The organism is Corallococcus sp. AS-1-12 (genome assembly GCF_020036995.1).
Lineage (GTDB): Bacteria > Myxococcota > Myxococcia > Myxococcales > Myxococcaceae > Corallococcus.
Window position 1 is genome coordinate 123744 of the sequence record NZ_JAIQDD010000023.1, and the last position, 22892, is coordinate 146635.

Genomic DNA, 22892 nt, shown 5'->3' on the forward strand with positions numbered 1-22892 from the left:
GCGACGCACTATTTGGCAATCTTTCATTTCCTCCTGGTTAAACTTTTCTAGTCTAGACGGTATCCTCTGCAAGAGCCGGACGTGAGCAGAGGGGGGTGGACACGATGAGCAGTGCGACTGCAAGCGCCGAGGTCAAGGCTTCCGGGGCGACGGGGGTGACGGCCGCGGCCGAGGTCACCGATCCGCCGCGCCTGGCCCCTGGCTTCGCGGCGAAGCTGAACCTCACCGTGGACGTGGCGCTGCTGGTGGCGGTGCTGCTGGGCTCCGCCTGGATGCGCGGCGGGCTGACGTTCCCCATGAGCTGGGAGCTGCCCAGCATGGTGGTGACGGCGGTGCTGGTGTGGCTGATCACCGGCACGGCGCTGTGCCTGTATGACTCGCGCTTCGCGGAGCGCAGCAAGCTGGACCACGTGGCGCTGGTGTCCGTCACCACGCTGGCGGTGGTGACCATCCAGGCGGTGCTGGAGCTGGCGATGCCCATGGCGGCCCACGTGGGCCTGGCGCCGCTGCTCTTCATCTTCTGGCCGGTGGCGCTGCTGCTGCGCCTGGGCGTGTTCCGGCAGGTGGCCTCGCAGGAGGCCCCCACGGAGGAGGTGCTCATCGTGGGCACCGGCGCCATGGGCCGCTACACGGGCGAGGACCTGCTCAAGCGCGGCCGTCACAAGATTCTGGGCTACGTGCGCTTCCCGGAGGACCACGCCTCCGGCGACAGCCTGCCGGCGGACGTGCTGGGGCCCGCGGACGAGCTGGAGCGCCTGTTGCGCACGCTGCCCGTCAGCGAGGTCTACATCGCGGGCAACACGCTCAAGCAGGGCGAGTCCATGCAGGCGGCCATCAAGCTGGCGGAGCGCTTCGGCGTGCCGTTCGCGCTGCCAGCGCACTCGTTCCGCCTGGACCGCGCCCGCCCGGTGGAGTCCCGCGCGGTGGCGGACGGCTACCTGCACTTCGCCGCGGTGGCGCCCAAGCCGCACCAGATGGCCATGAAGCGCCTGTTCGACATCGCCGTGTCCGCGGTGGCGCTGTGGGCGCTCCTGCCGCTGTTCGCGGTGGTGGCGGCGGCCATCAAGCTCACCTCGCGCGGCCCCATCTTCTTCAAGCAGCTCCGCACCGGTCAGCACGGCAAGCCGTTCTACATGCTGAAGTTCCGCTCCATGGTGGTGAACGCGGAGGAGCTCAAGGAGCGGCTGGCCGCGCAGAACGAGCAGACCGGCCCCGTCTTCAAGATGAAGAACGACCCGCGCATCACCGGCATCGGTCGTTTCATCCGCAAGTTCTCCATCGACGAGCTGCCCCAGTTCCTCAACGTGCTCCGGGGTGAGATGAGCATCGTGGGCCCGCGCCCGCCGGTGCCCAGCGAGGTGGCGAAGTACGAGACGTGGCAGCGCCGCCGCCTGTCCGTGCGCCCGGGCCTCACCTGCATCTGGCAGGTGTCCGGCCGCAATCAAATCTCCTTCGAGCAGTGGATGTACCTGGACATGCAGTACATCGACCACTGGAGCCTCACCGGCGACCTGCGGCTGCTCCTGCAGACGGTCCCGGTGGTCATCACCGGCCGCGGGGCAAGCTAGCAACCGGCATCCGCTCGCGGGCCCGGCGTTGACGCGCCGGGCCCGTTCGTCTTTCCATGGGGCGGGCCTTCCTCCCCTGGCGTGCGCAGCCCCGAAGGCCCGCATCATCCATGACCGTGAACAGTCCGAACACCCCCTCCGCTGAAGCCGACGACGGCGCCCGTGCGAACGAAGTGCGCGGCGCGGTCCGCAGCACCCTGCAGCTCGGTGGCTCGCTGATGGTGACGTACGCCATCGCGCTGGGCATCCGCGCGCTGATGCCGCGCTACCTGGGGCCGGAGGCGTTCGGTTACTTCAACTGGTCGGAGGCGTTCGCCGCCACGTTCTTCGTGGCCACGAACCTGGGCCTGGAGACGTACATCCGCAAGGAGGTGCCCGTCCGCCCGGATCACGCGAGCGACTTCTTCGGCACCACCATGCTGCTGCGCCTGGGGATGACGCTCATCCTGATGGTGGCGCTGGCGCTGGTGCTCCACCACACCGGGGAGCCCCCGGAGGTGCAGCACCTGGTGCAGTGGTTCGCGGTGGCCCAGTCGCTCATCGTCATCAACGCGTCCATGGCGGCGCTGCTGCACTCCAAGGGCAAGGTCGCGGGCCTGTCCGTCTCCAACGTCATCACCAAGATTGTCTGGGGCGGCGGCCTGGCGCTGATGGCCGCGTTCGGCGTGGGCCTGCAGTGGCTGGCCGTGCCCATGGTGCTGTCGGAGGCGGTGAAGCTCATCATCAGTTGGAAGCTGGCGAAGGAGCACCTGGGGCTGAAGTTCCGCATCGACCTGGGCGAGACGAAGAAGGTGATGAAGGCGTGCCTGCCGTTCTTCCTCACCGCGGCGGCGCTGGCGTGCAACGGGCGCACGGACATGTCGCTGTTGGGCAAGCTCGCGTCGAAGGAGGAGGTGGGCTGGTACGGCGGCGCGTTCAGCATCGCGGGGCTCACGTTCCTCATCTCCCCCATCTTCGGCTGGGTGCTGATGCCCATGATGTCGCGCGCGGCGGCCCGGTCCCCGGAGGAGCTGTCGCACCTGACGCGCCGCTCGCTGGAGGGCGTGCTCGCGTTCACCGTGCCGGTGATGATGGCCATGGTGCTGGGCGCGGACCTGTGGGTGCGCCTGATGTGCGGCCCCGGCTTCGAGCCCGCTGCGCTGCCCCTGCGCGTGCTGTCCCCCATCTTCGTGATGGCCTACGTCACCATGGTCAGCAGCATCTGGCTGACCATGTCCAACAAGGAGTGGTGGGTGACGCTGGCGGCCACCATGGGCGCGGTGGTGAACCCGCTGCTGAACCTGGCGCTCATCCCGTGGCTGTACGGCCGCATCGGCCCGTCCGGCGGCGCCACCGCCACGGCGCTCTCCATGTTCCTCACGGAGGTCATCGTCACGGTGCTCTTCCTCGGCCGCATGGGAAGGAACTCCTTCGACCGGCGTTCCCTCCTCATGGTGGCGAAGACGGCCGGGGTGTGCGCGGGCTGCGTGGTGCTGGACCGGGTGCTCGCGGGCGCGGGCGTGCAGGCGTGGCCCCGGCTGGGGCTGACGGCCACCGCCTACGTGGTGGGCGTGCTGGGCACCGGCGCCGTGCGCCCCTCGGAGCTGCTCCAGGTGGTGCGCATGGCGAAGCAGCGCGGTGGTAATGGTGCGCAGGTGGCCGTGCCGGCCGCCCCCGCCGCGTGAGGAGCCTCCAGCCCATGCCTTCCCGCCCTTCCCGATTCCGCGGTCCCGTCTCCCGCGCGCTCGCGTGCGCCGGGCTGCTGCTCCTCCTCCCCGCGTGCGGCGGCCTGGGCAAGTACACCTGGGTGAACGACTACCAGGAGAAGCCCGTCGCGTCGGACGAGGCCTACCGCATCGTCCCCGGCGACGTGCTCAACGTGAAGGTCTTCGGCCAGGAGGCGCTCACCACGCGCGCCCGGGTGCGCGAGGACGGCCACATCAGCCTCACCTTCCTGGACGACGTGGAGGCCGCAGGCCACACGCCGGCCCTGCTGGCGCAGCAGATCCAGACGCGGCTCAAGGACTTCATCAACCACCCCGTCGTCACGGTGTCGCTGGAGGAGGCGCGCCCCATGTCCGTGACCATGCTGGGCGAGGTGGCCAACGTGGGCGCGCACGTGCTGGACCCGGGCGCGACGCTGCTCCAGGCGCTGGGCGCCGCCGGCAGCTTCACCGACTACGCCCACCGCGACCGCATCTTCGTGCTGCGCCGGGACGACCCGCAGGCGGAGCAGCCCACGCGCATCCGCGTGCGCTACGAGGACATCATCCGCGGCGAGGGGCGCGCGGCCGCCTTCCGCCTGCGCCCCGGCGACGTGGTGGTGGTGGAGTAACCGGATGCTGGACGCGGCCCTGGCGAGCGTGTGGCTGGAGGTGGCCGCCGCCTCCGTGACGTACGGCGCCGCGGCCCGCGTGGACACCCGCGCGCGCTCCATGGACGCCCAGGCCACCGGCGGGCCCGTGGCCCCCCTGGCGGCGGACATGGACATCGTCCCCACGGTGGGCCTGAAGTACGACGACGGCAGCGCGGTGGCGCAGGTGCAGTACGCGCCGCGCATCTCCTTCCGCGAGGCCACCACCGCTCCCCGCACGGAGGTACAGCACGTGGGGCGGCTGTTGGGGGACTGGCGCCCCTCGCGCGGGCTCACCCTGCACGGCACCCAGGAGTTCGTGCTGGGCCAGGTGAACCTCTTCACCAACCTGCCCCTGGGCGGCAGCCTGGACGACGACCCGACGGCGCCCGGGGACACGCCGGCCACGGACATCCCCATCCAGCCGCTGCCGGAGGGCGTGGACACGGTGTTCTTCCTGTCCTCGCTGACGACGCTGGCGGCGGAGACGGTGTGGCTGGGCCCGGGCTGGCGGCTCTCGGGCAGCCTGGGCTTCTCCGCCAGCGGCGGCCTGGACGACACGGCGAAGGCGGCGGTGCCCTTCCAGTACGGGCCTCGGGCGCAGGTGTCCCTGGGCCACTCCCCCGCGCCCCGGAACACCCTCTCCACCACGCTGGCCTTCTCGGACTCGCGCTTCTCCACCGGGGCGCGCGCCTCCGTGACCACGTTCACCGGCGGCTGGACCCACCGGCTGGACCGGCGCACGTCGGTGGAGGCGGGGGTGGGCGTGGGCGTGGCGTACTCCGTGCGCGCGAGCGCGGAGGACACCCCGGACGCCCCGGACGCCACCCCGTCAGGTGGCCGGCGGCTGACGACCCTCCAGGTCGGGGGCGCTCCGGGGGAGGACCCGGCGCAGCGCCTGGAGCTGCTCCCGGACCTGACGCTGGCGGTGTCCCACCGGGTGCCGTCGCGGACGGCGGACTTCAACGGCCGGCTCGCCGCGCGGGTGACGCCCTTCGTGGACCGGCTGACGGGGCTCGTCTACCCGCGCGCGGACCTGACGTTGAACGGCACCTGGGCCCTGAGTCCGCGATTCCGGTTCTCCGGGACGGGCGGCGGCGCCTTCGCGGTGGGTGGGGCGGTGGGGGACCGGCAGGTGGTGGGCGGTGTGGGCGCGGGTTGGACGGTGAACCGGTGGGTCACCCTGGAGGTGGATACGCGCGCGGCCTGGACTCGCTCGCCCGACGTGGAGGCGGCCCGCACGGCGTGGTCCGCGACGCTGGGACTGACGGTCCAGAAAACGGGTATCCTCTGAGCCTCCCTCCATGGCGAAGCTCATCCTCCTGTCCGTCCTGATTGCGACCATCGCGCTGCCCGGAGCGGCCGCGCGCGATGCGCATCCCTGGCGGGGGATGAAGAAGGCCATCTTGTGGGTGGCCCTCTTCAACATGGCGTACGCATATGGCGTGCTCGTCCTCGTGCCCAGGTACGGGTTCGGGTGAGGGAAGGAAAGGCGTCAGACGTGATGGAGCTCCAACAGCTCACCGTCCTCCTCGTGGAGGACTCTCCGATGTTCCGCGTCATGCTGCGTGACATGCTCCAGCAGATGGGCGTGAAGAACGTGGTGGAGCAGCCCAACGGCAAGGCCGCCATGGAGTACCTCGCGGCCGGCGAGCCCAAGCCGGACCTCGTGTGCCTGGACCTGACGTTGCCGGACGTGTCCGGCTACGACGTCTGCGAGCACATCCGCCGCACGCCCGCCATCGCGCACGTGCCGGTGCTGATGGTGTCCGCGCGCAACCTGCCGGAGGACAAGGCCTACGCGGAGGAGGCCGGCGCCAACGGCTACCTGGGCAAGCCCTTCACGCCCGAGGAGCTGGAGAAGCGCGTGCGGCAGGTGCTCAAGGCCGCCATGCCCCGGGGCAGCGCGTGACCACGCCCGCCCCGCGCACGCCGCGCTCCGCCCCGCCCCCGCCGTACGTCCCCGAGCGCGAGGAGACGAACGCGCCGGCGGACCTCATCGACTGGGGCTTCCTGTTCGACGGGCTGGGCTTCGTGCGCAGGGCCATCTTCCGGCACTGGTTCCTGGGGCTGTGCATCATCGCGGTGATGGCGGGGCTGGGGTCCGCGGCGGCGAAGCTGATGCCGCGCAAGTACCACGTCGAGACGCGGATGCTGACGTACCGCAACCTCATCATCTCCTCGCTGGTGAACCCGGGCCGCTCCATCCCGGTGGAGGCGGATCAACCCACGCGCGCCGCGTGGGAGATGGTGCTCAGCCGCGGCAACCTCAAGTCCGTGGTGAAGAACGCGAAGCTCATCGAGTACTGGGACCACATGCGGTCCCCCTTGAGCCGCCTGAAGGAGCAGTACCTGAAGAAGGCGCCGCCTCCCATGACGGACGAGGAGAAGGAGGAGGCGCTCATCGCGATGCTGGAGACCAGCCTCATCGTGATGGCGGAGGGCGGCAGCGGCACGGTCACCATCGGGGTGGACTGGAGCGACCCGCAGATGGCCTTCAACATCGTGGAGGCCGCGGCGCAGAACTTCCTGGACATGCGCCACGAGTCGGAGATGGGCGCCATCTCCGAGTCCGTGAACATCCTCCAGGGCCAGGTGGCCAACGAGGCCGCGAACATCAAGCAGGCCATCGCGGACCTGGAGCGCGCGGTGCGGGCCGCGGACGCGCGCCGCAAGAAGAAGGAAGCGGACCCCAAGCAGGCCAGCGCGCGGCAGGCGCTGCTCCAGACGGACCACGCGCTCGCGCAGTTGAAGTTCCTGGTGCAGGCCAAGCGCCGCGCCATCCGCGACGTGGAGGAGTTCCGCGGCCGCCGCCTCACGGAGCTGCGCGCGCAGTTGGCCGAGCAGCGCGTCGTCTTCTCCCCGCAGCACCCGGTGATCGTGGACCTGGAGCAGCGCGTGGCGACGATGCAGGCGGACTCGCCGCAACTGACGTCCCTGCGCGCCGAGGAGCAGTCGCTCATCCAGGAGTACCTGCGCATGGGCGGCACGGACGTGGACTCCGCGACGGAGGGCACCAGCCTGGCGGCGGGCTTCGGGCAGCCCCTGGCGGGCGCGATGCTGGGCACGCCGGATGATCCGGAGGTGGCGGTGGCCACGGACCGGATGCGCATGGTGGTGATGCGGCACCAGGAGAAGCTGCGCCGGTTGGACCAGGCGCAGACGGAGCTGGAGATTTCGAAGGTCTCCATGAAGCACCGCTACAGCGTGCTGTTGCCGGCGCTCTTCCCGGAGAAGCCGTCCAAGCCGAACCCGAAGCTCATCGCCATCGCGGGCGTGGTGGGCGGGGTGGCGCTGGCGGTGTTCGCGGCGGTGGCGCTGGACATCCTGCGCCGCCGGGTCCTGGAGAAGTGGCAGGTGGAGCGGCTGCTCAAGTTGCCGGTGCTGGCGGAGCTGGAGCGGCGCTGAAGGTTCGTGCGTTTGGCCGTCCTGGGTGATGGCGCGAGCGCGGGGGTGACACTGTCGTGACGGTCTGGACCTGGGTGGACGTGGCGCTGTGCGTGGGACTGCTGCCGGTGGTGGTGGGCTGCGGCTACCTGCTGCTGCTGACGCTGATGTCGGGGCGCAAGGCGGCGCCGGTGCCGCCGTCGCCGGCGGCGCGGAAGTTCGACGTCATCATCCCCTCGCACAACGAGGAGCTGGGCATTGCCCGGACGGTGGCGAACCTGTCCGCGGTGGACTACCCGGCGCACCTGCGGCGCATCATCGTGGTGGCGGACAACTGCTCCGACGCCACGGCGGAAAAGGCGCGAGAGGCGGGCGCCACGGTGCTGGAGCGCCAGGACGCGGAGAAGCGCGGCAAGGGCTACGCGCTGGCGCACGCCTTCGAGCACAGCCAGCGGGACGGCTTCGCGGACGCGGTGGTGGTGGTGGACGCGGACACGGTGGTGTCCGCGAACCTGCTGCACGCGTTCTCCCGGCGCATCGAGGACGGGGCGCACGGCGTGCAGGCGCACTACGGCGTGATGAACCCCACGGCGTCGTGGCGCACGCGGCTGATGACCATCGCGCTGGGGATGTTCCACCGCGTGCGCTCCATGGGGCGCGAGCGGATGGGCGTGTCCTGCGGCCTGCGCGGCAACGGCATGTGCTTCACGCACGCGGTGCTGAAGCAGGTGCCGCACGACGCGTTCAGCGTGGTGGAGGACCTGGAGTACGGCATCCGCTTGGCGCGCGCGGGGCACCGCGTGCACTACGCCTGGGAGGCGGAGGTGCTGGGGGAGATGGTCACGGCGGAGAAGCAGAGCCGCTCGCAGCGCCAGCGCTGGGAGGGCGGCCGCGCGCAGATGCGCAAGCTGCATGGGTGGCCGCTCTTGAGCGACGCGCTGAAGCAGAAGAGCGGGCTGCTGCTGGATTTGTCCATGGACGTGCTGGTGCCGCCGCTGAGCCAGTTGGTGCTGGCGACGGTGGCGGGCTCGGTGCTGGCGGCCGGGGTGGCGTGGCTGTCCGGCGGCACGGCGGTGGCGGCGTCCGCGCTGGCGTCGTTCGGGCTGATGTCGCTGGCGCTGTACGTGCTGCGCGGCTGGTGGGTGTCCGGCGTGGGGGCTCGCGGCCTGCTGGACCTGGCGTGGGCGCCCATCTACGTGGTGTGGAAGGTGTGGCTGATGGTGCGCGGCCCCGGCGCGGAGAAGCGCGGCGAGTGGGTGCGCACCACGCGCGAAGCCGAGCGGCGGTAGCGCTCAGGCGCGGGGCTTCCGCTTCGGCGGAGGCTTCGGCGCGCCGAGCGACGCCTGGATGGGGCACACGGTGTCCGGCGGGCAGAAGCCCTCGGCCATCAGCGTGGTGATGGCGCGGCGCATGCGGCGCAGGTCGTCGATGCGCGCGTCGATGGCCTGGACCTTCGCCTCGGCGAAGCGGGTGACGTCGCGGGTGGGGGTGCCGCGCCTGTCCGTGAGGGCGAGCACGGCGGCCACCTCCTTCAGCGTGAAGCCCAGCTCCTGGGAGCGGCGGATGAAGCGCACGCGGATGGCGGCGTCCGGGCCGTAGAGGCGCTGGCCGCTCTCGCTGCGGTCCAGGGGCAGCAGCAGCTTGCGGCGCTCGTAGAAGCGCAGCGTGGACAGCTTCACGCCGGACTCCCGGGCGAGCGCGCCGATGCGCAAGGGGGCTGCTTCAGCGGGCCGTCGCGGGGATGCCACCACGCCACCTCCTGGCGCCGAGGATGACACCGCCCTGGGCGAACATCCACGCCAGCTCCAGCACGAGGAAGACGACGAGCACCCGCGTCGCGCCCTGGGTGAGCGACCACGCCATCCAGGTGGAGAACAGCGCCCGGCCCGCGGTGTCCACGGCGCCGTTGAACGCGGTGGGGTGCACGAGCCGCACCACGGACCACAGCGTCACGATGGTGCCGAACAGGGCCACGAAGAACAGGTGCGTGGACGTGAACGCGGGGAGCGGCTCACCGCCCAGCCCCAGCGCGAGGTGCGCGGACCGGATGCTCGCGAGCACGGCCTCCGCGGTCCACGGCGTGGCGAAGGGGACGGTGACGACGAAGTCGTACAGCGCGCTGGCGAAGACGACACGGCGAAGCAGGGACGGTTCAGGGTTCATGCGAAGGACGCTAACCCCTGCACCTTGGTGCAGAGGCAAGGGCCCTCTTGTTCAAGCGGGCGCGGCGACCCGCCGTGCGCCGAGCAGGAGCGCGCCCTGCACGACCATGCCCGCGACCTCCATCACGAGGAACACGCCGAGCACCTGGGATGCCCCCTGCGTGAGCGCCAGCACCATCCACGCGGAGACGAGCCCCCGGCCCACCGTGTCGATGGCGCCATGCAGCGCCGTGGGCTGGAGCACGCGGACCAGCGCCCAGATGACGGCGAGCACGCCGAAGAGGGCGACGAAGAACAGGTGCGTGGGCGTGAAGGCCGGCGTGGACTCACCGCCCAGCGCCAGGCCCTCGTGAGCCAGCGCATGACGCCCAGCATCGCGTCCGCGGTCCACGGCGTGGCGAACGGGAGCGTGACGCACAGGTCGTACACCGCGAAGCCACGGACCGCGCGGGGGAGCAGGGCGGAGCCCATCCCGGCCCTCAGTCCGCCAGCGGCATGCCGAAGTCCGGCTGGCCGCGCTCGCCGGACACCCAGCGATACACCTCCAGCACCTGCTCCGCCTTCGCCTTCCACGTGAAGTGCTTGAAGATGCGCGCCCGCGCGCGCTCGCCCATGGGGCCGATGACGGACGGATCCGCGACCAGCTTCTCCAGGACGCCTCGCACGCGCTCGACGATCTCCTGCGGGCTGCCCATGGGGATGGCGAAGCCCGTGGTCGGACTGACGATTTCACCCGGACCGCCGTAGTCCATCACGATGGGCACCAGCCCCAGCGCCATCGCCTCCGCCACCACCGCGCCGCCGAACTCGCGCACGCTCGGGAAGCCGAAGATGTGGTTCTTCGACAGGCGGCCCTGCAGCTCCTGGTGCTTCACCCAGCCCGCGAACGTCACGCCCTTCTCCAGGCCGCCCCTGGCCACCTGCGCGCGCAGGTTCTGCATCTCCGCGCCGTCGCCGATGAGCTCCACCTGCACCTTGCCCTCGCGCACCAGCGGCGCCGCCGCGTCGATGAGCATCGCCATGCCCTTGTACGGCACGAAGCGCCCCACGAACGCCACCCGCAGCGGCTCCCCCGGCTTCGGCGGCTCCGCCTTCGCGGACCCGAAGCGCCGCACGTCGATGGCGTTCTCCGGGATGTAGACCACCTTGTCCTGGTACTCCCGCGACAACTGCGCCCGCGTCGCCCGCGAGCCCATCATCAGCGCCGCCGCGTTCCTCCGCGTCGACTGGTAGAAGGGCATCAGCTTGTAGACGTCCCGGATGTAGCTCAGCCACTCGCGCTCGCGCAGGCGCGCGTCCCCGAAGCCCTTGGGCCACGGCAGGCCGCCGTTCATGGGGCCCATGATGAAGGGCACCCCCGCGTCCGCGCACCGCGCCGCCAGCGTGCTGGGCGTCGTGGGGCTGATGGGCGTGTAGCGGTGCACCACGTCGAATTCCTTCGCGCGGATGCGGTCCCCGAAGCGCCGCCAGAGCAGCTCCTCGAAGTAGTAGTAGGGCAGCACGCTCAGCGCCGTGGCCGTCGTCCAGCCCACGCCCGCCTTGCCGCGCAGGACCTCGCCCACCTTCTCCAGCGGGCGCTCCACGGGCGTGGAGTCCAGGGCCGTGAAGTCCCGGCCTTCCACCAGCCCCTGCTTGAGGATGTTCTCGCGGTTGCGGACCTGGGTGACCAGGTGCACGTCCGCCACCTCGGAGAGCGCCCTGGCCAGGGACCAGCCCTCCAGGGGGACGCTCACCCAGTCTGGGTTGCACAGCTCAGCAATCAGGAGGACGCGGGGTCGGGTGCCAGCCATACGCCTTCCGCATCTATCCCAACCCGGGCCCGGGATATAGCCTCCCCCTCGCTCGAATGGCCTTCAAACCCTCGCTCGCCGCCTGGCTCCAGTACATCGTCATGGTCGTGGGCCTGGGCGCCGTCACCCTGGGGGCGGCCGCCGTGGGTAACGGGGACCCCATCGTCACCCTGGCGCCCGTGCTGGCCGTCACCGTGGTGTGGGTCATCCTGAAGGTGCCGCTGCGCTACCTGACGCTCACGGTGCTCTACCTGGTGCTGGCGGTGGACTACACCCCCGAGCGCCCCCAGTCGATGTTCTGGCCCTCCCCGCTGTTCCCCCTGGGGAAGCTGCTGTTCACGCAGATGCATGAGCTGGTGGGCATTGGCGCCCTGCGCTTCCCGCTCATCGACGGGCTCATCGTGGGGTCCATCGCGCTGGGCATCTACCGGCGGGCCACGAAGTCGACGATTGATCCGCCGGTGGTGCCCATCCCCCGGCCGCTGGTGGTGGTGCTGACGCTGTCGTTCTTCTCCATCATGTGGATGGAGGTGTGGGGCATCGCGCGGGGCGGGGACATCAAGAACTCGCTCTGGCAGTGGCACCAGGCGGCGGTGCTCCCGCTGGTGGGGATGATGTACCACTACAGCCTGCGAGGGCCGGAGGACTGGCCGGTGGTGGCGAAGACCATCATCGCGGCGGCGCTGACCAAGTCGGCGGTGAGCACGTACTTCGCGCTGGTCATCATCCCGTCCCAGCACCTGGAGGTGGAGTACACGACCTGCCACTCGGACTCGATGACGTTCATCTTCGCCATCACCGTGTGCATCGCGCGGTGGCTGGAGCGGCCCAAGTCGGGCCACGCCATCCGGGGCCTCCTCATCATCCTCCTGGTGTTCATCGGGATGTTCTTCAACGACCGCCGGCTCGCGTACGTGAGCCTCGTGGGCGGTCTGGCGGCGGCGTACCTGTTCAACCCGTGGACGCCGCTGAAGAAGCTCGTCACGCGGGGGCTCATCGCGTGTTCGCCGCTCTTGGTCGTGTACTTCCTGGTGGGGTGGAACTCCAACAGCGGCGCGTTCAAGCCGGTGCAGACCTTCAAGTCCATCATCGAGGGGCAGCACGCCGAAGGAGAGCTGGACTACCGCGACATCGAGAACCTCAACCTCATCGCGACGTGGAACACGAACCCCGTGTTCGGCACGGGCTACGGGCACGAGTTCCTGGAGCCCTACCCGCTGCCCAACATCGCGTTCGTGTTCCCCACGTACCGCTTCCACCCGCACAACTCGCTGTTGGGCCTGTTGGCCTTCGGCGGGTGGTTCGGGTTCACGGGCGTGTGGATGTACCTGGTGGTGACGGTGTACCTGGCGGCGCGCGCGTACCACCGGGCGTACTCGGCGGAGCACCGGACCGCGTGCCTGGTCATCGTGGGCGTGGTGGCGTCCTACCTGAACCAGGTGTTCGGAGACATGGGCATCATCTCGTACATCTGCACGTTCCAGGTGGCGGTGTGCTCCATCCTCGCGGGCAAGCTGGCCATGGTCACCGGCGCGTGGCCGTGGCCGCAGCGGGAGAAGGTGCTGGGCCTGACGCGCGCGGCACCGGAAGAGGCGCCGCCCTCGGGAGCGACGGCGGCCTGAACGGCTTTCGACTGGCCGGTTTCCTGGAATGCCTGGGACGACGAGGGACGAAACCGACGTTTGTCCCGTCTATCGACCTGACCTATACCCGCGCCCAGAACGGGGCCCCTGCCCGGAGAAGAGATGCTCGAACGGCTGGAACTCCATCATGTCGGACCGGCCTCACGGCTCGAGCTCGACCTAGCCCCGCGCCTGAATCTCCTCACGGGTGACAACGGGCTGGGGAAGACCTTCATCCTGGATGTGGCTTGGTGGGCCCTGAGCCAGACCTGGGCGGGATATCCCGCGTCACCTCACCGCGGAGAGCACCTCACTCCGGAAATCGCCTTCCGCCTCAAGAGTGCTCAAGGCGTCTTCGGCTCCACCAGCGAGTACGACTACGGCGGCCAGTTCTGGCGCCCTTCCCAGACGACTTCGAAGAACTCCAGCCTGGTCATCTATGCCCGCATCGACGGTTCCTTCTCGGTCTGGGATCCGCTGAGGAACAGCTCGCGGCCACACTCCACCCGGCCCGGTACGCCACTGCCACAGAGCGCGTATCATTTCACTCCCCAGCAGGTCTGGGATGGTCTGGAGCCGGATGGGAAGGTGCTCTGCAATGGCCTGATTCGGGACTGGGCCACCTGGCAGGGGCGCAACGACGTGCCCTTTCATCAACTGCTACGGGCCCTGGAGGTACTGTCGCCCTCCGAGCGAGAACGGTTGGCTCCCGGAGAACTGACCCGGATCAGCCTGGAAGACGTTCGCGACATGCCGACGCTTCGGACCTCGTATGGCCAGGAGGTTCCAGTGGTTCATGCCTCCGCGGGAGTCAAACGCATCATCGCCCTGGCCTATCTCCTTGTCTGGTCGTGGCAGGAGCATGTCCAGGCGAACCGGCTGCTTCACCAAGGCGTGACGCGGCAGATCATCTTCCTTATCGATGAACTCGAATCCCATCTGCATCCCCGATGGCAGCGGACCATTCTTCGCTCGCTCCTGGGCGTCATGGGCGCGCTGACCCGCGAAAAGGTCGAGGTCCAGGTGCTCTCGGTGACGCACTCGCCGCTGCTGCTCGCCTCGTTGGAACCGTTGTTCGACCCCGCGAAGGATGCGCTCTGGAACCTGGACCTGGTGAACCAATCCGTGGTCCTGAAGAAGGAGCCCTGGTGGCGCCGGGGTGACGCGAACTCGTGGCTCACCTCGGACGTATTCGACCTGACGGAGCCCCGCTCGCTGGAAGCGGAAGAAGCCCTCCAGCAGGCCAAGGCGCTCATGGGCCGCAAGGGTGTCACGCACGAGGAATTCAACGAGGTCCGTCAGAAGCTCCGGGCCAGTCTCTCGGACGTGGATCCATTCTGGCTGCACTGGGGCTTCTGGGCGCAGGAGGCAGGACTCCAGAAATGATCCGGGTCGAGAAACAACCCGAGCCGCGTCCGCCCGGCTTCGACTTCGACAATCGAGTGCGTCAGCCGGGGCTCAGCGCACTGGCTGAACTGACGGGCCAACCCCAGACGCTCACGCGCTCAGGACGCCCCATCGGGCAACGGGCCATCCGGGTCGAGGACCTGACGCACAACGACCTGCGGGACTATCCCTATTGGACGCGGGCGCTCGATGCCATGCACGAGGCCTATCGAGGCATCTGCGCCTATTCATGCTTCTACATGGAGCCCCTCTGCGGGCCCACGGTCGACCACTTCGTCGCCCTTTCACGCACGGGGGCTGCGCAGGCCTACGAGTGGGACAACTACCGGCTGGCGTGCTCGCTGATGAATGCGGCCAAGAACAAGTTTCCGGATGTGCTCGACCCCTTCGTCATCCAGGACGGCTGGTTCACGCTCAACCTGGTCACCTTCCAGGTCGAAGCGGCGGAAGGCCTCGATGAGCCGTTGAAGCAACAGGTTCAGGCCACCATCACCCGCCTGAAGCTCGACTCGCGGGAGGTCAGCAACACGCACCTCAAGTGGTTCGAGACCTACTGGAAGCCCATGGTGCCCACTCAGCCGATACCGCTGTGGTTCCTTGAACAGCGAGCGCCCTTCCTGGTCCGCGAAATGCGTCGCCAGGGGCGTATCCGGCCTGAAGATGCCGCGGGCCTTCGGTGATGTGCACCCCTGCGCGCTCGCTGACTCGATTCTCCTGAAGAGGGTTAGCGCTGGATGCCGACGATGCGCCACTGGCGCGTGTCGATGGCGTACGTGGCGCTCGCGTCCGTCACGGGCCCTTCGGAGTTGCAGACGTCCTGCCGGGGCACGAAGCGCACGAACATCACGCCCTCCGGGCCGGGCGACGTCCACACGTCGAAGGAGTCCCGCCGGTAGAGGCACAGCTCGTCCGCGGTCGCGCCCTTGTGCGGCTTGAGGTCCAGCGGGCGGAAGTCATCCATCGCCAGCTGCGTCGCCACCGCCACGGCGGCGGGCGTCTGCGTGCGCCCCTCCGCGGGCAGGTCCAACGGGAACTGGAAGCGGGCCATGTCCGCGTCGGAGGCGCGCGGCGGGCGGATGGGCCTGCCGAAGAGGACGCAGCCGCAGAGGGGCAACGCCAGCAGCGCCACGAGCCCGCGTTTCACGAACAGCCCTGACGAACCCTGGCGCCCCATCGAGTCCTCCATGGACGTGACCCTCCCTGGCAAAGCCTATCCGGTCCGGGCGCGGAGCTCCGCGGCCTCGGCGGCGGCGGCGCTCAGGTGCTCCAGCTCCAGGTCGATGTGCTTCGCCTGCGGGATGGCGCGGCGGACCTCCGCTTCGATGGCGTCGATCTCCTCGCTCAGCGTGCGGATGAGGTGCCGGGCCGCGTCCGTCAACGCGCGCTCCCGCTCCGCGCCCACCGGGGGCAGCCCCTGCGCGGGCAGGGCCTCCGCCAGCCGGGCCGCCACGAAGGACTCGCTGAAGCGCAGCTCCGCCTTGAACTGGTAGGACTCCGGCGTGAGCTGCCGCGTCTTCACGTCGTGCAGGTCCGCCAGGCTGGGGCGCGCGCGCAAGAGGTCCTCGAAGCGCTGCTCCACGTCCGAGGGCACCGACCGGCCCAAGAGCAGCTCCCGGTTCTCCACCATCAGGTAGAGGGCGATGAGCCCCAGCAGGATGCCCACCGTGAGCGACGCCAGCGCGTCCCACACCGGGTTGCCCGTCACGTGCGCCAGCCCGATGCCCGCCGTCGCCAGCACCAGGCCCAGCACCGCCGCGCCGTCCTCCAACAGGATGGCCACCGACGCCGGGTCGGCCTTCGTCCGCACGAAGCGGAAGAAGGGCTCGCCCGCCGCCTGCGTCAGCAGCCCCCGCACCGCGAACAACAACACGCCGCCCTCGATGAGGAACGACAACCCCAGCACCGCGAACGTCACCGGCCCCGTCTCCGCCACGTGCGGGTGCAGCAGCGACTGGATGCCGTGGTAGACCGTCACGCCGCAGCCCACGAAGAAGATGCCGGACGCGGACAGGATGCCGAAGATGAAGCGCTCGCCTCCGTAGCCGTACGGGTGCGAGTCGTCCTCCACGCGCGCCGCCCGCTTCAACCCCAGGAACAACAACACCTGGTTGCCCGTATCCGCCGCCGAGTGGATCGCCTCCGACAACATCGCCCCCGACCCCGACAGCAAGAAGGCGATGAACTTGATGAGCGTGACCAACATATTGCCGGACAGCGCGGCGATGACGGCCTTGAGCGACGAAGCAGGAGCGGACATGGAGGTGCGAAACCTACCATGACGCCATGACGCGACAGGGCCGTCGCCCTCCCGCCCGTCCGCACCGCGTCCGGGCCTTGGCGGTCCGCGTCATCCCCGCTGGACAGCCCCCGCCCGGGGTGATTGTTTGTTCTCAAATTACATACAAATCAGGAGAGTGCCGTGCGCCGTTTCGTGCCGCTGTGGGTGTTGCTGCTGTTGGGGCCGGTGGGGGCCTTCGCGTTGAACGCGGGGCTGCCTCCGCCTCCGCCGGAGGTGGACCGGAGCACGCCCACGGCGACGGCGGCGGGGTTCCTGGACGCGGCGCATGCCCGGGACGGGCTGCGGGCGCCGCACTACCTGGACCTGTCGCGGCTGCCTCCGGAGACGCAGGCGGAGGAGGGGCTGAAGCTGGCGCGGCGGCTGGTGGTGGTGATGGACCGGACGCTGTGGCTGGACTTCGCGCGCATCGGCAAGGAGCCGGCGGGCCCCGGGGAGCGCGCGCGCCGCGAGGTGCTGGGCCAGGTGGCCACCTCGCGAGGCCCCCAGGACATCGTGCTGGAGCGGGTGGACGCGCAAGGGGGCCCGGTGTGGGTCTTCAGCGCGGACACGGTGGGCGCCATCGACACGCTGTTCCAGGAGCACGGGTCGCCGCTGCTGGAGATGCTGCCGCCGGTGTTCTTCACGCGCCCGCTGTGGGTGCTGGAGACGTGGCAGTGGCTGGGATTGATGGTCGTGCTCGTGGGGGCGTGGGCGCTGGGGCGGCTGGTGGAGGCGGTGGCGCTGCGGGTGGGCGCCCGGGCCGCGGGGCTGACGAAGTCCGGCTGGGATGATGAGGTGCTCGCCGCGGGCCGGGGGAGCATCCGCTACGTGCTGGCGGGCATGCTGGCGGCGGCGGGCGCGCGGCTGCTCAAGCTGCCTCCGCCCGCGCAGGCGGCGGTGGACCTTGCGGCGCGCTCGGTGATCATCGTGGCCGTGGCGCTGTTCGTGCTGCGCTTCCTCACCCGGGCGGCGCGGTTCGTGGAGGCCAAGGTCGCGAAGTCGCCAGAGGGCGCGGACGTGGCCCGGGTGCGCGGGCTGCGCACGCAGTTGGCCATCCTGCGGCGCGTGGTGGAGGTGGCGGTGGTGCTGGTGGCCGCGTCGCTGCTGCTCCTCCAGTTCGAGGCGGTGCGCAACGTGGGCGTGTCGCTGCTGGCGTCCGCGGGCATCGCGGGCCTGGCCATCGGCCTCGCGGCGCAGAAGTCGCTGTCCACGCTGCTGGCGGGCATCCAGTTGTCCATCACGCAGCCCATGCGCATTGGCGACACGGTCATCGTCGAGAACGAGTGGGGGTGGATCGAGGAGATAACCCTCACCTACGTCGTGGTGAAGGTGTGGGATTTGCGCCGGCTGGTGATTCCCATCACGCAGTTCCTGGAGAAGCCTTTCCAGAACTGGAGCAAGGTGTCGCCGGACATCCTGGGCACGGCGGAGTTCTACGTGGACTTCCGCACGGACGTGGCCGGGGTGCGCGCGGAGCTCAAGCGCATCCTGGAGCAGGAGTCGCAGGGGCTGTGGGACGGCAAGGCGCAGGGGCTCCAGGTGACGGACCTGAGCGAGCGGACCATGAAGCTGCGCGCGCTGGTGAGCTGCTCGGACGCGGGCAAGGCGTGGGACCTGCGCTGCCTGGTGCGCGAGAAGCTGGTGGCCTACCTCCAGGCCCAGCCGCACGGGCTGCCGGTGCTGCGCGCGGAGGCCACGCCCCTGCCCCTCCCGGAGGAGAAGGCCGCGGGACCGGCGCTGCTGGCCGCGCACGCGGTCAACCGCTGAGGACTCAGTGCCACGTGCCCACGGAGGAGAGCCGGCGCTCCTCCGCGATGGGCTGGAGCCGCTCGCGCAGTTGTTCGCGCACCTGGTGCAGCCACCAGCCCACCGTGCCCGTGGAGCGGCCCACCTGGGCGCCGATGCTCACGTAGGAGCGCCCCTGCGCTCGCAGGTGGAAGACCTCCCGCTGCTGCGGCGGGAGCCGCTCCACCGCCTCGCGCAGGTCCTTCTCCTGGATGAACGTCCAGAGCTCGCCGGCCTCCACCTCCTCGGGGTCGTCCGCCAGCACCGTCACCCAGCCCGCGTTCACCGCCTTGCGCTGCTCCGCGCGGTGGTGGCGCAAGAGGCTGATGGCCCGCGTGTTGATGACCCGCCCCGTCCACGCCCGGAAGGCCTCCGGCCCCTGGAGGTGCAGCCGCTCCTTCCACGCCTCGTCCAGCGCGTGCTGCACCAGGTCCTCCGCGTCCGCCGCGTTCCCCAGGATGCGCTGGGCGTGCTTCAAGAGCCCTGAGCGGAACTGGATGACCAGCGCCGCGAACGTCTGCATCTCTTTGTCAGCCATGGAAGTGCCCCCCCGAGCTCCGTTTCCGTGCAGGACCATCATGACCAAGCCATTCAAGCCGGACAGAGCAAACTATCCATGAATTACCCAGAGTGTCTGGAAATCCCATCCCACCCGGCGATTTCCACCTCCAACGTCCCGAATGCATCCACTGTCTGTCTTTCGGGTGTCCATCCAGGGCAGGTGCGCCTGGGTTTCCGACAGAAGCACACCGGGGTGATCAGCAGTCGTCATCCCCGGCGAAGGCGCACGACGAAGGCCCTCCGGGGTGATTGACCCCGGGGCAAAACGCCCCGGTGTGGCGAGTCCCCCGGTGGGATGGGGCAGAACGCCCCGGCCCGTTGTGTGAAACACCGGTGAAGACACGGCAGGGTTCTTGCTGACACGCCCCCCATGCTCGACACACGGCGCCCGGAGTCGGCCGTCCGCGACGTGCTCCCCTACCGGAAGCCGAAGCTGGGACGGGACTACTGGATCAAGGACAACGCCCTGCCCAACGCGCTGGAGGTCTACGAGCGCAACCTGGCCCGCGAGGACTGGACCCTGGGCGCCCCGTGGAAGCCCGAAATCTGGCCCGGCATCCGCGCGCCCCACGCGCTCACCCCCGCGGAGCTGGCCCCCATCGAGCAATGGATCTGCGCACAGGCCGGCGTGCGCGCCCTCAAGCAGGAGGCCCCGGCGCAGGGCTCGCTGTCCCACAACCACGTGCAGCTCGTGGGGGAGAAGGAGTCCACCGCGAAGCCGCACGTGGACTCGCTGGCGCTGTGCGACTTCGCGGGCGTCATCTACCTGCACCCCAAGCCGCCCGTGAAGCACGTGGGCACGTCCTTCTACCGGCTGCGCATGCCCGGCGGCGGCCTGGGCGGCAACACCTGCCCTCCCGGCTGCGTCAACCTCACCCAGGCCTTCGGCGTGACGAAGCTGCCCGCCAACGCGTGGACCCAGGACGTGGAGGTGGAGAACGTCTTCAACCGCCTCATCGTCTACCGGGCCGACTTCGTGCACTCGGCGACCGCGTACTTCGGACAGGGCGACAAGCGCAGCAAGCGCGCCACCGCCCTGTTCTTCTGGAAGGCCGTGCGCTGACGGCTACGCGAGCATCCGCGCCAGCATGTCCGCGCTGCGCTCGCTGCTGAACTGCTCCTCCACCTTGCGGCGGCCGGCCTCGCCCAGCCGCACCGCCTCGGCCGGGTCGCGCGCCAGCTTCTCCAGCTTCTCCGCCAGCACCGCGGGCGCCTGCGGCGGCACCAGCACGCCGTCCACGCCGTCGTCCACCAGCTCCTTCACGCCGCCCGCGCCCGTCACCACCACCGGCGCGCGCATGGCCATGGCCTCCATGATGGCCACGCCCAGCGGCTCCTGGAGGCTCGCCAGCGCGAACAGGTGCGAGCGCTGGATGCCGTCCTTCACCACGTCCTCGCTCACCGCGCCCAGCAGCGTCACCGCGTCCGTGAGGCCGTCCTGCGCGAGCTTCGCCTCCAGCACCTTGCGGTACGTGGTGCCGCCCGCCTCGTCCTCGCCCGCGATGGACAGCCGCGCGTCGATGCCCTTCTTGCGCAGCATCCCCACCGCGTCGATGAGGTCCGCGTGCCCTTTGCACGGGTTCAGCCGGCCGCACGCGAACAGCCGCAGGGGCCCCTCCCCGGACCACGGCTCGTAGGGCACCGTGCGCTGGAAGCGCGACAGCTCCACGCCCATGGGCGCCAGCTCGATGCGCTCCGGCAGGCTCCCCGCCAGCTCCTGGCGCACTTCGGCCAAGAGCTTCTTCGTGATGACGAAGGCGAACTTCGCGTGCCGCCACTTCTCCCGCTGGTTCGGCCCGTAGTCGTCCAGCGGCCCGTGCAGCGTCATGCTGTACGTGAGCCCGGACAACAGGTGCGCGAACATGGCCACGTGCGCCGCGTTGGCGCAGGAGTGCACGTGCACGTGCGTCCAGCCGCGCTCGCGCGCCAGCGACGCCAGCCGGCCGCCCATCACCGCGAACGCCACCAACTGCGCGCGGCCCTTCGCGTCCAGGCCCTCCGCCCGGGCGATGGAGGCCAGCACCCGCGCCCAGCCCGTGGGCATGGCCCGGGCAATCTCCAGCGCGGCCCGCAGCACGCCCAGCGGAGGCGGCGGCGCCAGGTACTCCGTGCGCGACATGGCCTCGCGCGCCCAACTGTGGCTGATGATGCGCGCGGGCGGCGGACGGGTGGACACCAGCTCCGGCGACACGCCCTTCCCCGGCAGCGCCTGCAGCTCGCGCCAGAAGAAGATGTGGGTCTGTCCGGGGAACTCGGGAATCAGGTAGCCGATCTTCTGCACCCCTCTTCCATAACACGCCGCGTCCCCCAGGCTCCCCGTGCCCGGGCCGCGTCCTGAGGGGGTCAGCCGTGACAGCAGACCGGTGGCGCGCTCCTTCGCCTGCCCGCCCGCCCGGGTCGTTGGGTCATGACGCCTCATTGCGTTATACCGTCCGCGCTCCCATGTCCGCCGATTCGAGCCCCCCGTCACCCGCCGAGGAGACCCCGCCCGCCAGCGCCGTGCCCTCGCCGGAGCTGTCGCGGCTGTGGTTCGCGCTGGACCGCCGCGCCTGGAGCTACCTGGTCGTCGTCCCCGCCCACCCCGGCGCCCCCGCGCAGGACGCGGGCCAGGCCCTGATGGAGGCCGGCGCGCCCTACCCGGAGCCGCCCCTGCGCCTGGTGGACGCCACCGGCATCGAGCCCGCTGGCGCCCCGCGCATGGTCCAGGAGGTGCGCCGCCGCGTGGAGCAGGGCGAGCGGGTCATCGTGGTCATCGACTCGCTCGTCACCCACCCCGCGAGCCTCCCGCTGGCCCTGGCCGCGGACACCGCCCTGCTGGTCGTCACCCTGGGCGAGACGGACTTCGGCTCCGCGCAGAAGACCCTCAAGCTGGTGGGCGAGGACCGCTTCGCCGGCAGCGTCACCTTCCCGCGTCCCACGAAGAAGCAGAAGCGCGCCGACGCGGCCAAGAAGAAGAAGCCATGAGCCCTTCCGACTCCCCCGCTGCCCCGGCCCCCCGGCTCAGCGTCGTCATCGCCACGTACAACCGGCTGCCCCTCATCACCCGCCTGCTCCAGCAGTTGGCCGGCCAGACGCTGCCGCCCGAGGACTTCGAGGTGGTGGTGGTGGACGACGGCTCCGCCTCCGACGTGAAGGGCCCGCTGTCCGCGCTCAAGCTGCCCTACACCCTGCGCGTGGAGGTGCAGCAGAACGCGGGCGCCGCCGCCGCGCGGCACCGGGGCGTGCTGGCCGCGCGGGCCCCCACGGTGCTCGTCACGGATGACGACATGCAGGTGGCCTCCGACTTCCTCGCGCGCCACCTGGCCCACCACCCGCCCGGCTCGCGCAACGTGGTGCTGGGCCGCATCCGGCCGGACCCCGAAATCGGGGAGATGCCCCTCTTCGAGCGCTGGTACGCGCACCTCAACAACCGCATGGCCGAGGAGCTGTCCGTCCCCGGCGTGAAGGCGCGCGGCAACCACCTCTACACGGGCAACGTGTCCTTCCCCCGCGCGGACTACGTGGGCGTGGGCGGCTTCGACAAGACGCTGGGCCAGTCGGAAGACGTGGAGCTGGGCGTGCGGCTGGAGAAGGCCGGCTGCGCGTTCCTCTTCGCGCCGGACGCGTACGTGCTGCACGGCAGCGACCACGTCAGCTTCGAGAAGTGGATCCGCCGCGCCCACCGCTACGGCATGTTCGACACCCACGTCTCCGTGAAGCACCCGGACGTGAAGGGCGTGAACCCGTGGCGCCTCTTCTTCGAGACGAACCTGCTGTCCCGCCCGCTGCTCGCGTCCGCGGTGGTGGCGCCGGAGGCGTCGCGCAAGCTGACGGAGGCCGTGGTGAAGGCCTCCACCGTGGCGGACAAGCTGGGGCTCACGGGCGCCGCGTTCGCGGGCACGTCCGTGGCGTACGGCATGGAGTACCTGCGCGGTGCCCGCACGGAGGCCGGCGGCTGGGTGGGCGTCGCCAAGGGGCTCGCTCGCTACCTGCAGGGCCGGGGAAATCCCCAAGGATGAAA

23 protein-coding genes are annotated in these 22892 nt (G+C 70.2%); 15 read left to right on the plus strand and 8 right to left on the minus strand.

Annotation, left to right across the window (positions count from 1 at the left end):
* Positions 1-95: 95 nt before the first annotated feature.
* The 8 genes from epsZ (at position 96) to epsU (ending at position 8576) form a co-directional block, all read left to right on the plus strand.
* Positions 96-1568 (plus strand): exopolysaccharide biosynthesis polyisoprenyl-phosphate hexose-1-phosphate transferase EpsZ, encoded by a 1473-nt coding sequence (epsZ, locus tag K8556_RS28780; protein WP_223743316.1) that lies wholly within the window; start codon positions 96-98, stop codon positions 1566-1568.
* Between the two features lie 110 nt (positions 1569-1678).
* On the plus strand, positions 1679-3232 hold the full coding sequence (wzx, locus tag K8556_RS28785; RefSeq protein ID WP_223743317.1) for an exopolysaccharide biosynthesis flippase: 1554 nt from the start codon (positions 1679-1681) through the stop codon (positions 3230-3232).
* 14 nt (positions 3233-3246) lie between these two features.
* The gene (gene epsY / locus K8556_RS28790) at positions 3247-3882 is read left to right on the plus strand and encodes an exopolysaccharide export protein EpsY (protein ID WP_223743318.1); all 636 of its coding nucleotides are present in this window, start codon (positions 3247-3249) and stop codon (positions 3880-3882) included.
* Positions 3883-3886: 4 nt separating this feature from the next.
* Complete coding sequence (epsX, locus tag K8556_RS28795; protein WP_223743319.1) at positions 3887-5194, plus strand: exopolysaccharide export protein EpsX; 1308 nt, start codon at positions 3887-3889, stop codon at positions 5192-5194.
* A 10-nt stretch (positions 5195-5204) separates the two neighbouring features.
* Complete coding sequence (locus K8556_RS28800) at positions 5205-5381, plus strand: hypothetical protein (RefSeq protein WP_167508149.1); 177 nt, start codon at positions 5205-5207, stop codon at positions 5379-5381.
* Positions 5382-5404: 23 nt separating this feature from the next.
* Positions 5405-5812 (plus strand): exopolysaccharide biosynthesis response regulator EpsW, encoded by a 408-nt coding sequence (gene epsW, locus K8556_RS28805; RefSeq protein WP_223743345.1) that lies wholly within the window; start codon positions 5405-5407, stop codon positions 5810-5812.
* Positions 5809-7308 (plus strand): PCP family exopolysaccharide biosynthesis protein EpsV, encoded by a 1500-nt coding sequence (gene epsV / locus K8556_RS28810; protein ID WP_223743320.1) that lies wholly within the window; start codon positions 5809-5811, stop codon positions 7306-7308. Before epsW ends, epsV begins: the two co-directional genes overlap by 4 nt.
* A 56-nt stretch (positions 7309-7364) precedes the next feature.
* Complete coding sequence (gene epsU, locus K8556_RS28815; protein ID WP_223743321.1) at positions 7365-8576, plus strand: exopolysaccharide biosynthesis GT2 family glycosyltransferase EpsU; 1212 nt, start codon at positions 7365-7367, stop codon at positions 8574-8576.
* Between the two features lie 3 nt (positions 8577-8579).
* On the opposite strand, the gene K8556_RS28820 is transcribed toward epsU, so the two are convergent.
* From K8556_RS28820 to epsH, 4 genes are all read right to left on the minus strand, one after another.
* Positions 8580-9035, minus strand: coding sequence for a MerR family DNA-binding protein (locus tag K8556_RS28820; protein WP_223743322.1), 456 nt, complete (start codon positions 9033-9035; stop codon positions 8580-8582).
* The gene (locus K8556_RS28825) at positions 9010-9450 is read right to left on the minus strand and encodes a hypothetical protein (RefSeq protein ID WP_223743323.1); all 441 of its coding nucleotides are present in this window, start codon (positions 9448-9450) and stop codon (positions 9010-9012) included. Before K8556_RS28825 ends, K8556_RS28820 begins: the two co-directional genes overlap by 26 nt.
* Positions 9451-9501: 51 nt before the next feature.
* A complete protein-coding gene (locus K8556_RS28830; RefSeq protein ID WP_223743324.1) occupies positions 9502-9840 on the minus strand; it encodes a hypothetical protein in 339 nt (112 codons plus the stop codon).
* Positions 9841-9928: 88 nt separating this feature from the next.
* Positions 9929-11239 (minus strand): exopolysaccharide biosynthesis glycosyltransferase EpsH, encoded by a 1311-nt coding sequence (gene epsH, locus K8556_RS28835; RefSeq protein WP_223743325.1) that lies wholly within the window; start codon positions 11237-11239, stop codon positions 9929-9931.
* Between the two features lie 56 nt (positions 11240-11295).
* On the opposite strand from epsH, the gene wzy reads away from it, so the two are divergent.
* From wzy to K8556_RS28850, 3 genes are all read left to right on the plus strand, one after another.
* Positions 11296-12861: an exopolysaccharide repeat unit polymerase gene (gene wzy / locus K8556_RS28840; RefSeq protein ID WP_223743326.1), complete on the plus strand. Its 1566-nt coding sequence runs from the start codon at positions 11296-11298 to the stop codon at positions 12859-12861.
* A 123-nt stretch (positions 12862-12984) separates the two neighbouring features.
* Positions 12985-14247 carry an AAA family ATPase gene (locus K8556_RS28845; RefSeq protein WP_223743327.1) on the plus strand — a complete coding sequence of 421 codons (1263 nt, stop codon included), beginning with the start codon at positions 12985-12987 and terminating at the stop codon, positions 14245-14247.
* On the plus strand, positions 14244-14948 hold the full coding sequence (locus tag K8556_RS28850) for a hypothetical protein (RefSeq protein WP_223743328.1): 705 nt from the start codon (positions 14244-14246) through the stop codon (positions 14946-14948). The genes K8556_RS28845 and K8556_RS28850 overlap by 4 nt, the downstream gene beginning before the upstream one ends.
* A gap of 44 nt (positions 14949-14992) precedes the next feature.
* On the opposite strand, the gene K8556_RS28855 is transcribed toward K8556_RS28850, so the two are convergent.
* Both K8556_RS28855 and K8556_RS28860 read right to left on the minus strand, forming a co-directional pair.
* Positions 14993-15454 carry a hypothetical protein gene (locus K8556_RS28855; protein ID WP_223743329.1) on the minus strand — a complete coding sequence of 154 codons (462 nt, stop codon included), beginning with the start codon at positions 15452-15454 and terminating at the stop codon, positions 14993-14995.
* A gap of 24 nt (positions 15455-15478) precedes the next feature.
* A complete protein-coding gene (locus K8556_RS28860; protein ID WP_223743330.1) occupies positions 15479-16525 on the minus strand; it encodes a cation diffusion facilitator family transporter in 1047 nt (348 codons plus the stop codon).
* Between the two features lie 162 nt (positions 16526-16687).
* Between K8556_RS28860 and K8556_RS28865 the strand changes: the two genes are divergently transcribed.
* On the plus strand, positions 16688-18313 hold the full coding sequence (locus K8556_RS28865) for a mechanosensitive ion channel domain-containing protein (protein ID WP_223743331.1): 1626 nt from the start codon (positions 16688-16690) through the stop codon (positions 18311-18313).
* Between the two features lie 4 nt (positions 18314-18317).
* Here K8556_RS28865 and K8556_RS28870 read toward each other — a convergent pair whose 3' ends face one another.
* Positions 18318-18869: an RNA polymerase sigma factor gene (locus tag K8556_RS28870; RefSeq protein ID WP_223743332.1), complete on the minus strand. Its 552-nt coding sequence runs from the start codon at positions 18867-18869 to the stop codon at positions 18318-18320.
* Positions 18870-19262: 393 nt separating this feature from the next.
* Between K8556_RS28870 and K8556_RS28875 the strand changes: the two genes are divergently transcribed.
* Positions 19263-19955, plus strand: a complete 693-nt coding sequence (locus tag K8556_RS28875) for a DUF6445 family protein (RefSeq protein ID WP_223743333.1) — start codon at positions 19263-19265, stop codon at positions 19953-19955.
* Between the two features lie 3 nt (positions 19956-19958).
* Here the strand turns inward: K8556_RS28875 and epsE are convergent, their stop codons facing one another.
* The gene (gene epsE, locus K8556_RS28880; protein WP_223743334.1) at positions 19959-21173 is read right to left on the minus strand and encodes an exopolysaccharide biosynthesis GT4 family glycosyltransferase EpsE; all 1215 of its coding nucleotides are present in this window, start codon (positions 21171-21173) and stop codon (positions 19959-19961) included.
* A 161-nt stretch (positions 21174-21334) separates the two neighbouring features.
* Between epsE and K8556_RS28885 the strand changes: the two genes are divergently transcribed.
* Both K8556_RS28885 and epsD read left to right on the plus strand, forming a co-directional pair.
* Entirely contained in the window at positions 21335-21856 is a 522-nt protein-coding gene (locus K8556_RS28885; protein ID WP_223743335.1) for a hypothetical protein, read from the plus strand.
* Positions 21853-22890, plus strand: coding sequence for an exopolysaccharide biosynthesis glycosyltransferase EpsD (gene epsD, locus K8556_RS28890; RefSeq protein WP_223743336.1), 1038 nt, complete (start codon positions 21853-21855; stop codon positions 22888-22890). Before K8556_RS28885 ends, epsD begins: the two co-directional genes overlap by 4 nt.
* Positions 22891-22892 lie beyond the last annotated feature (2 nt).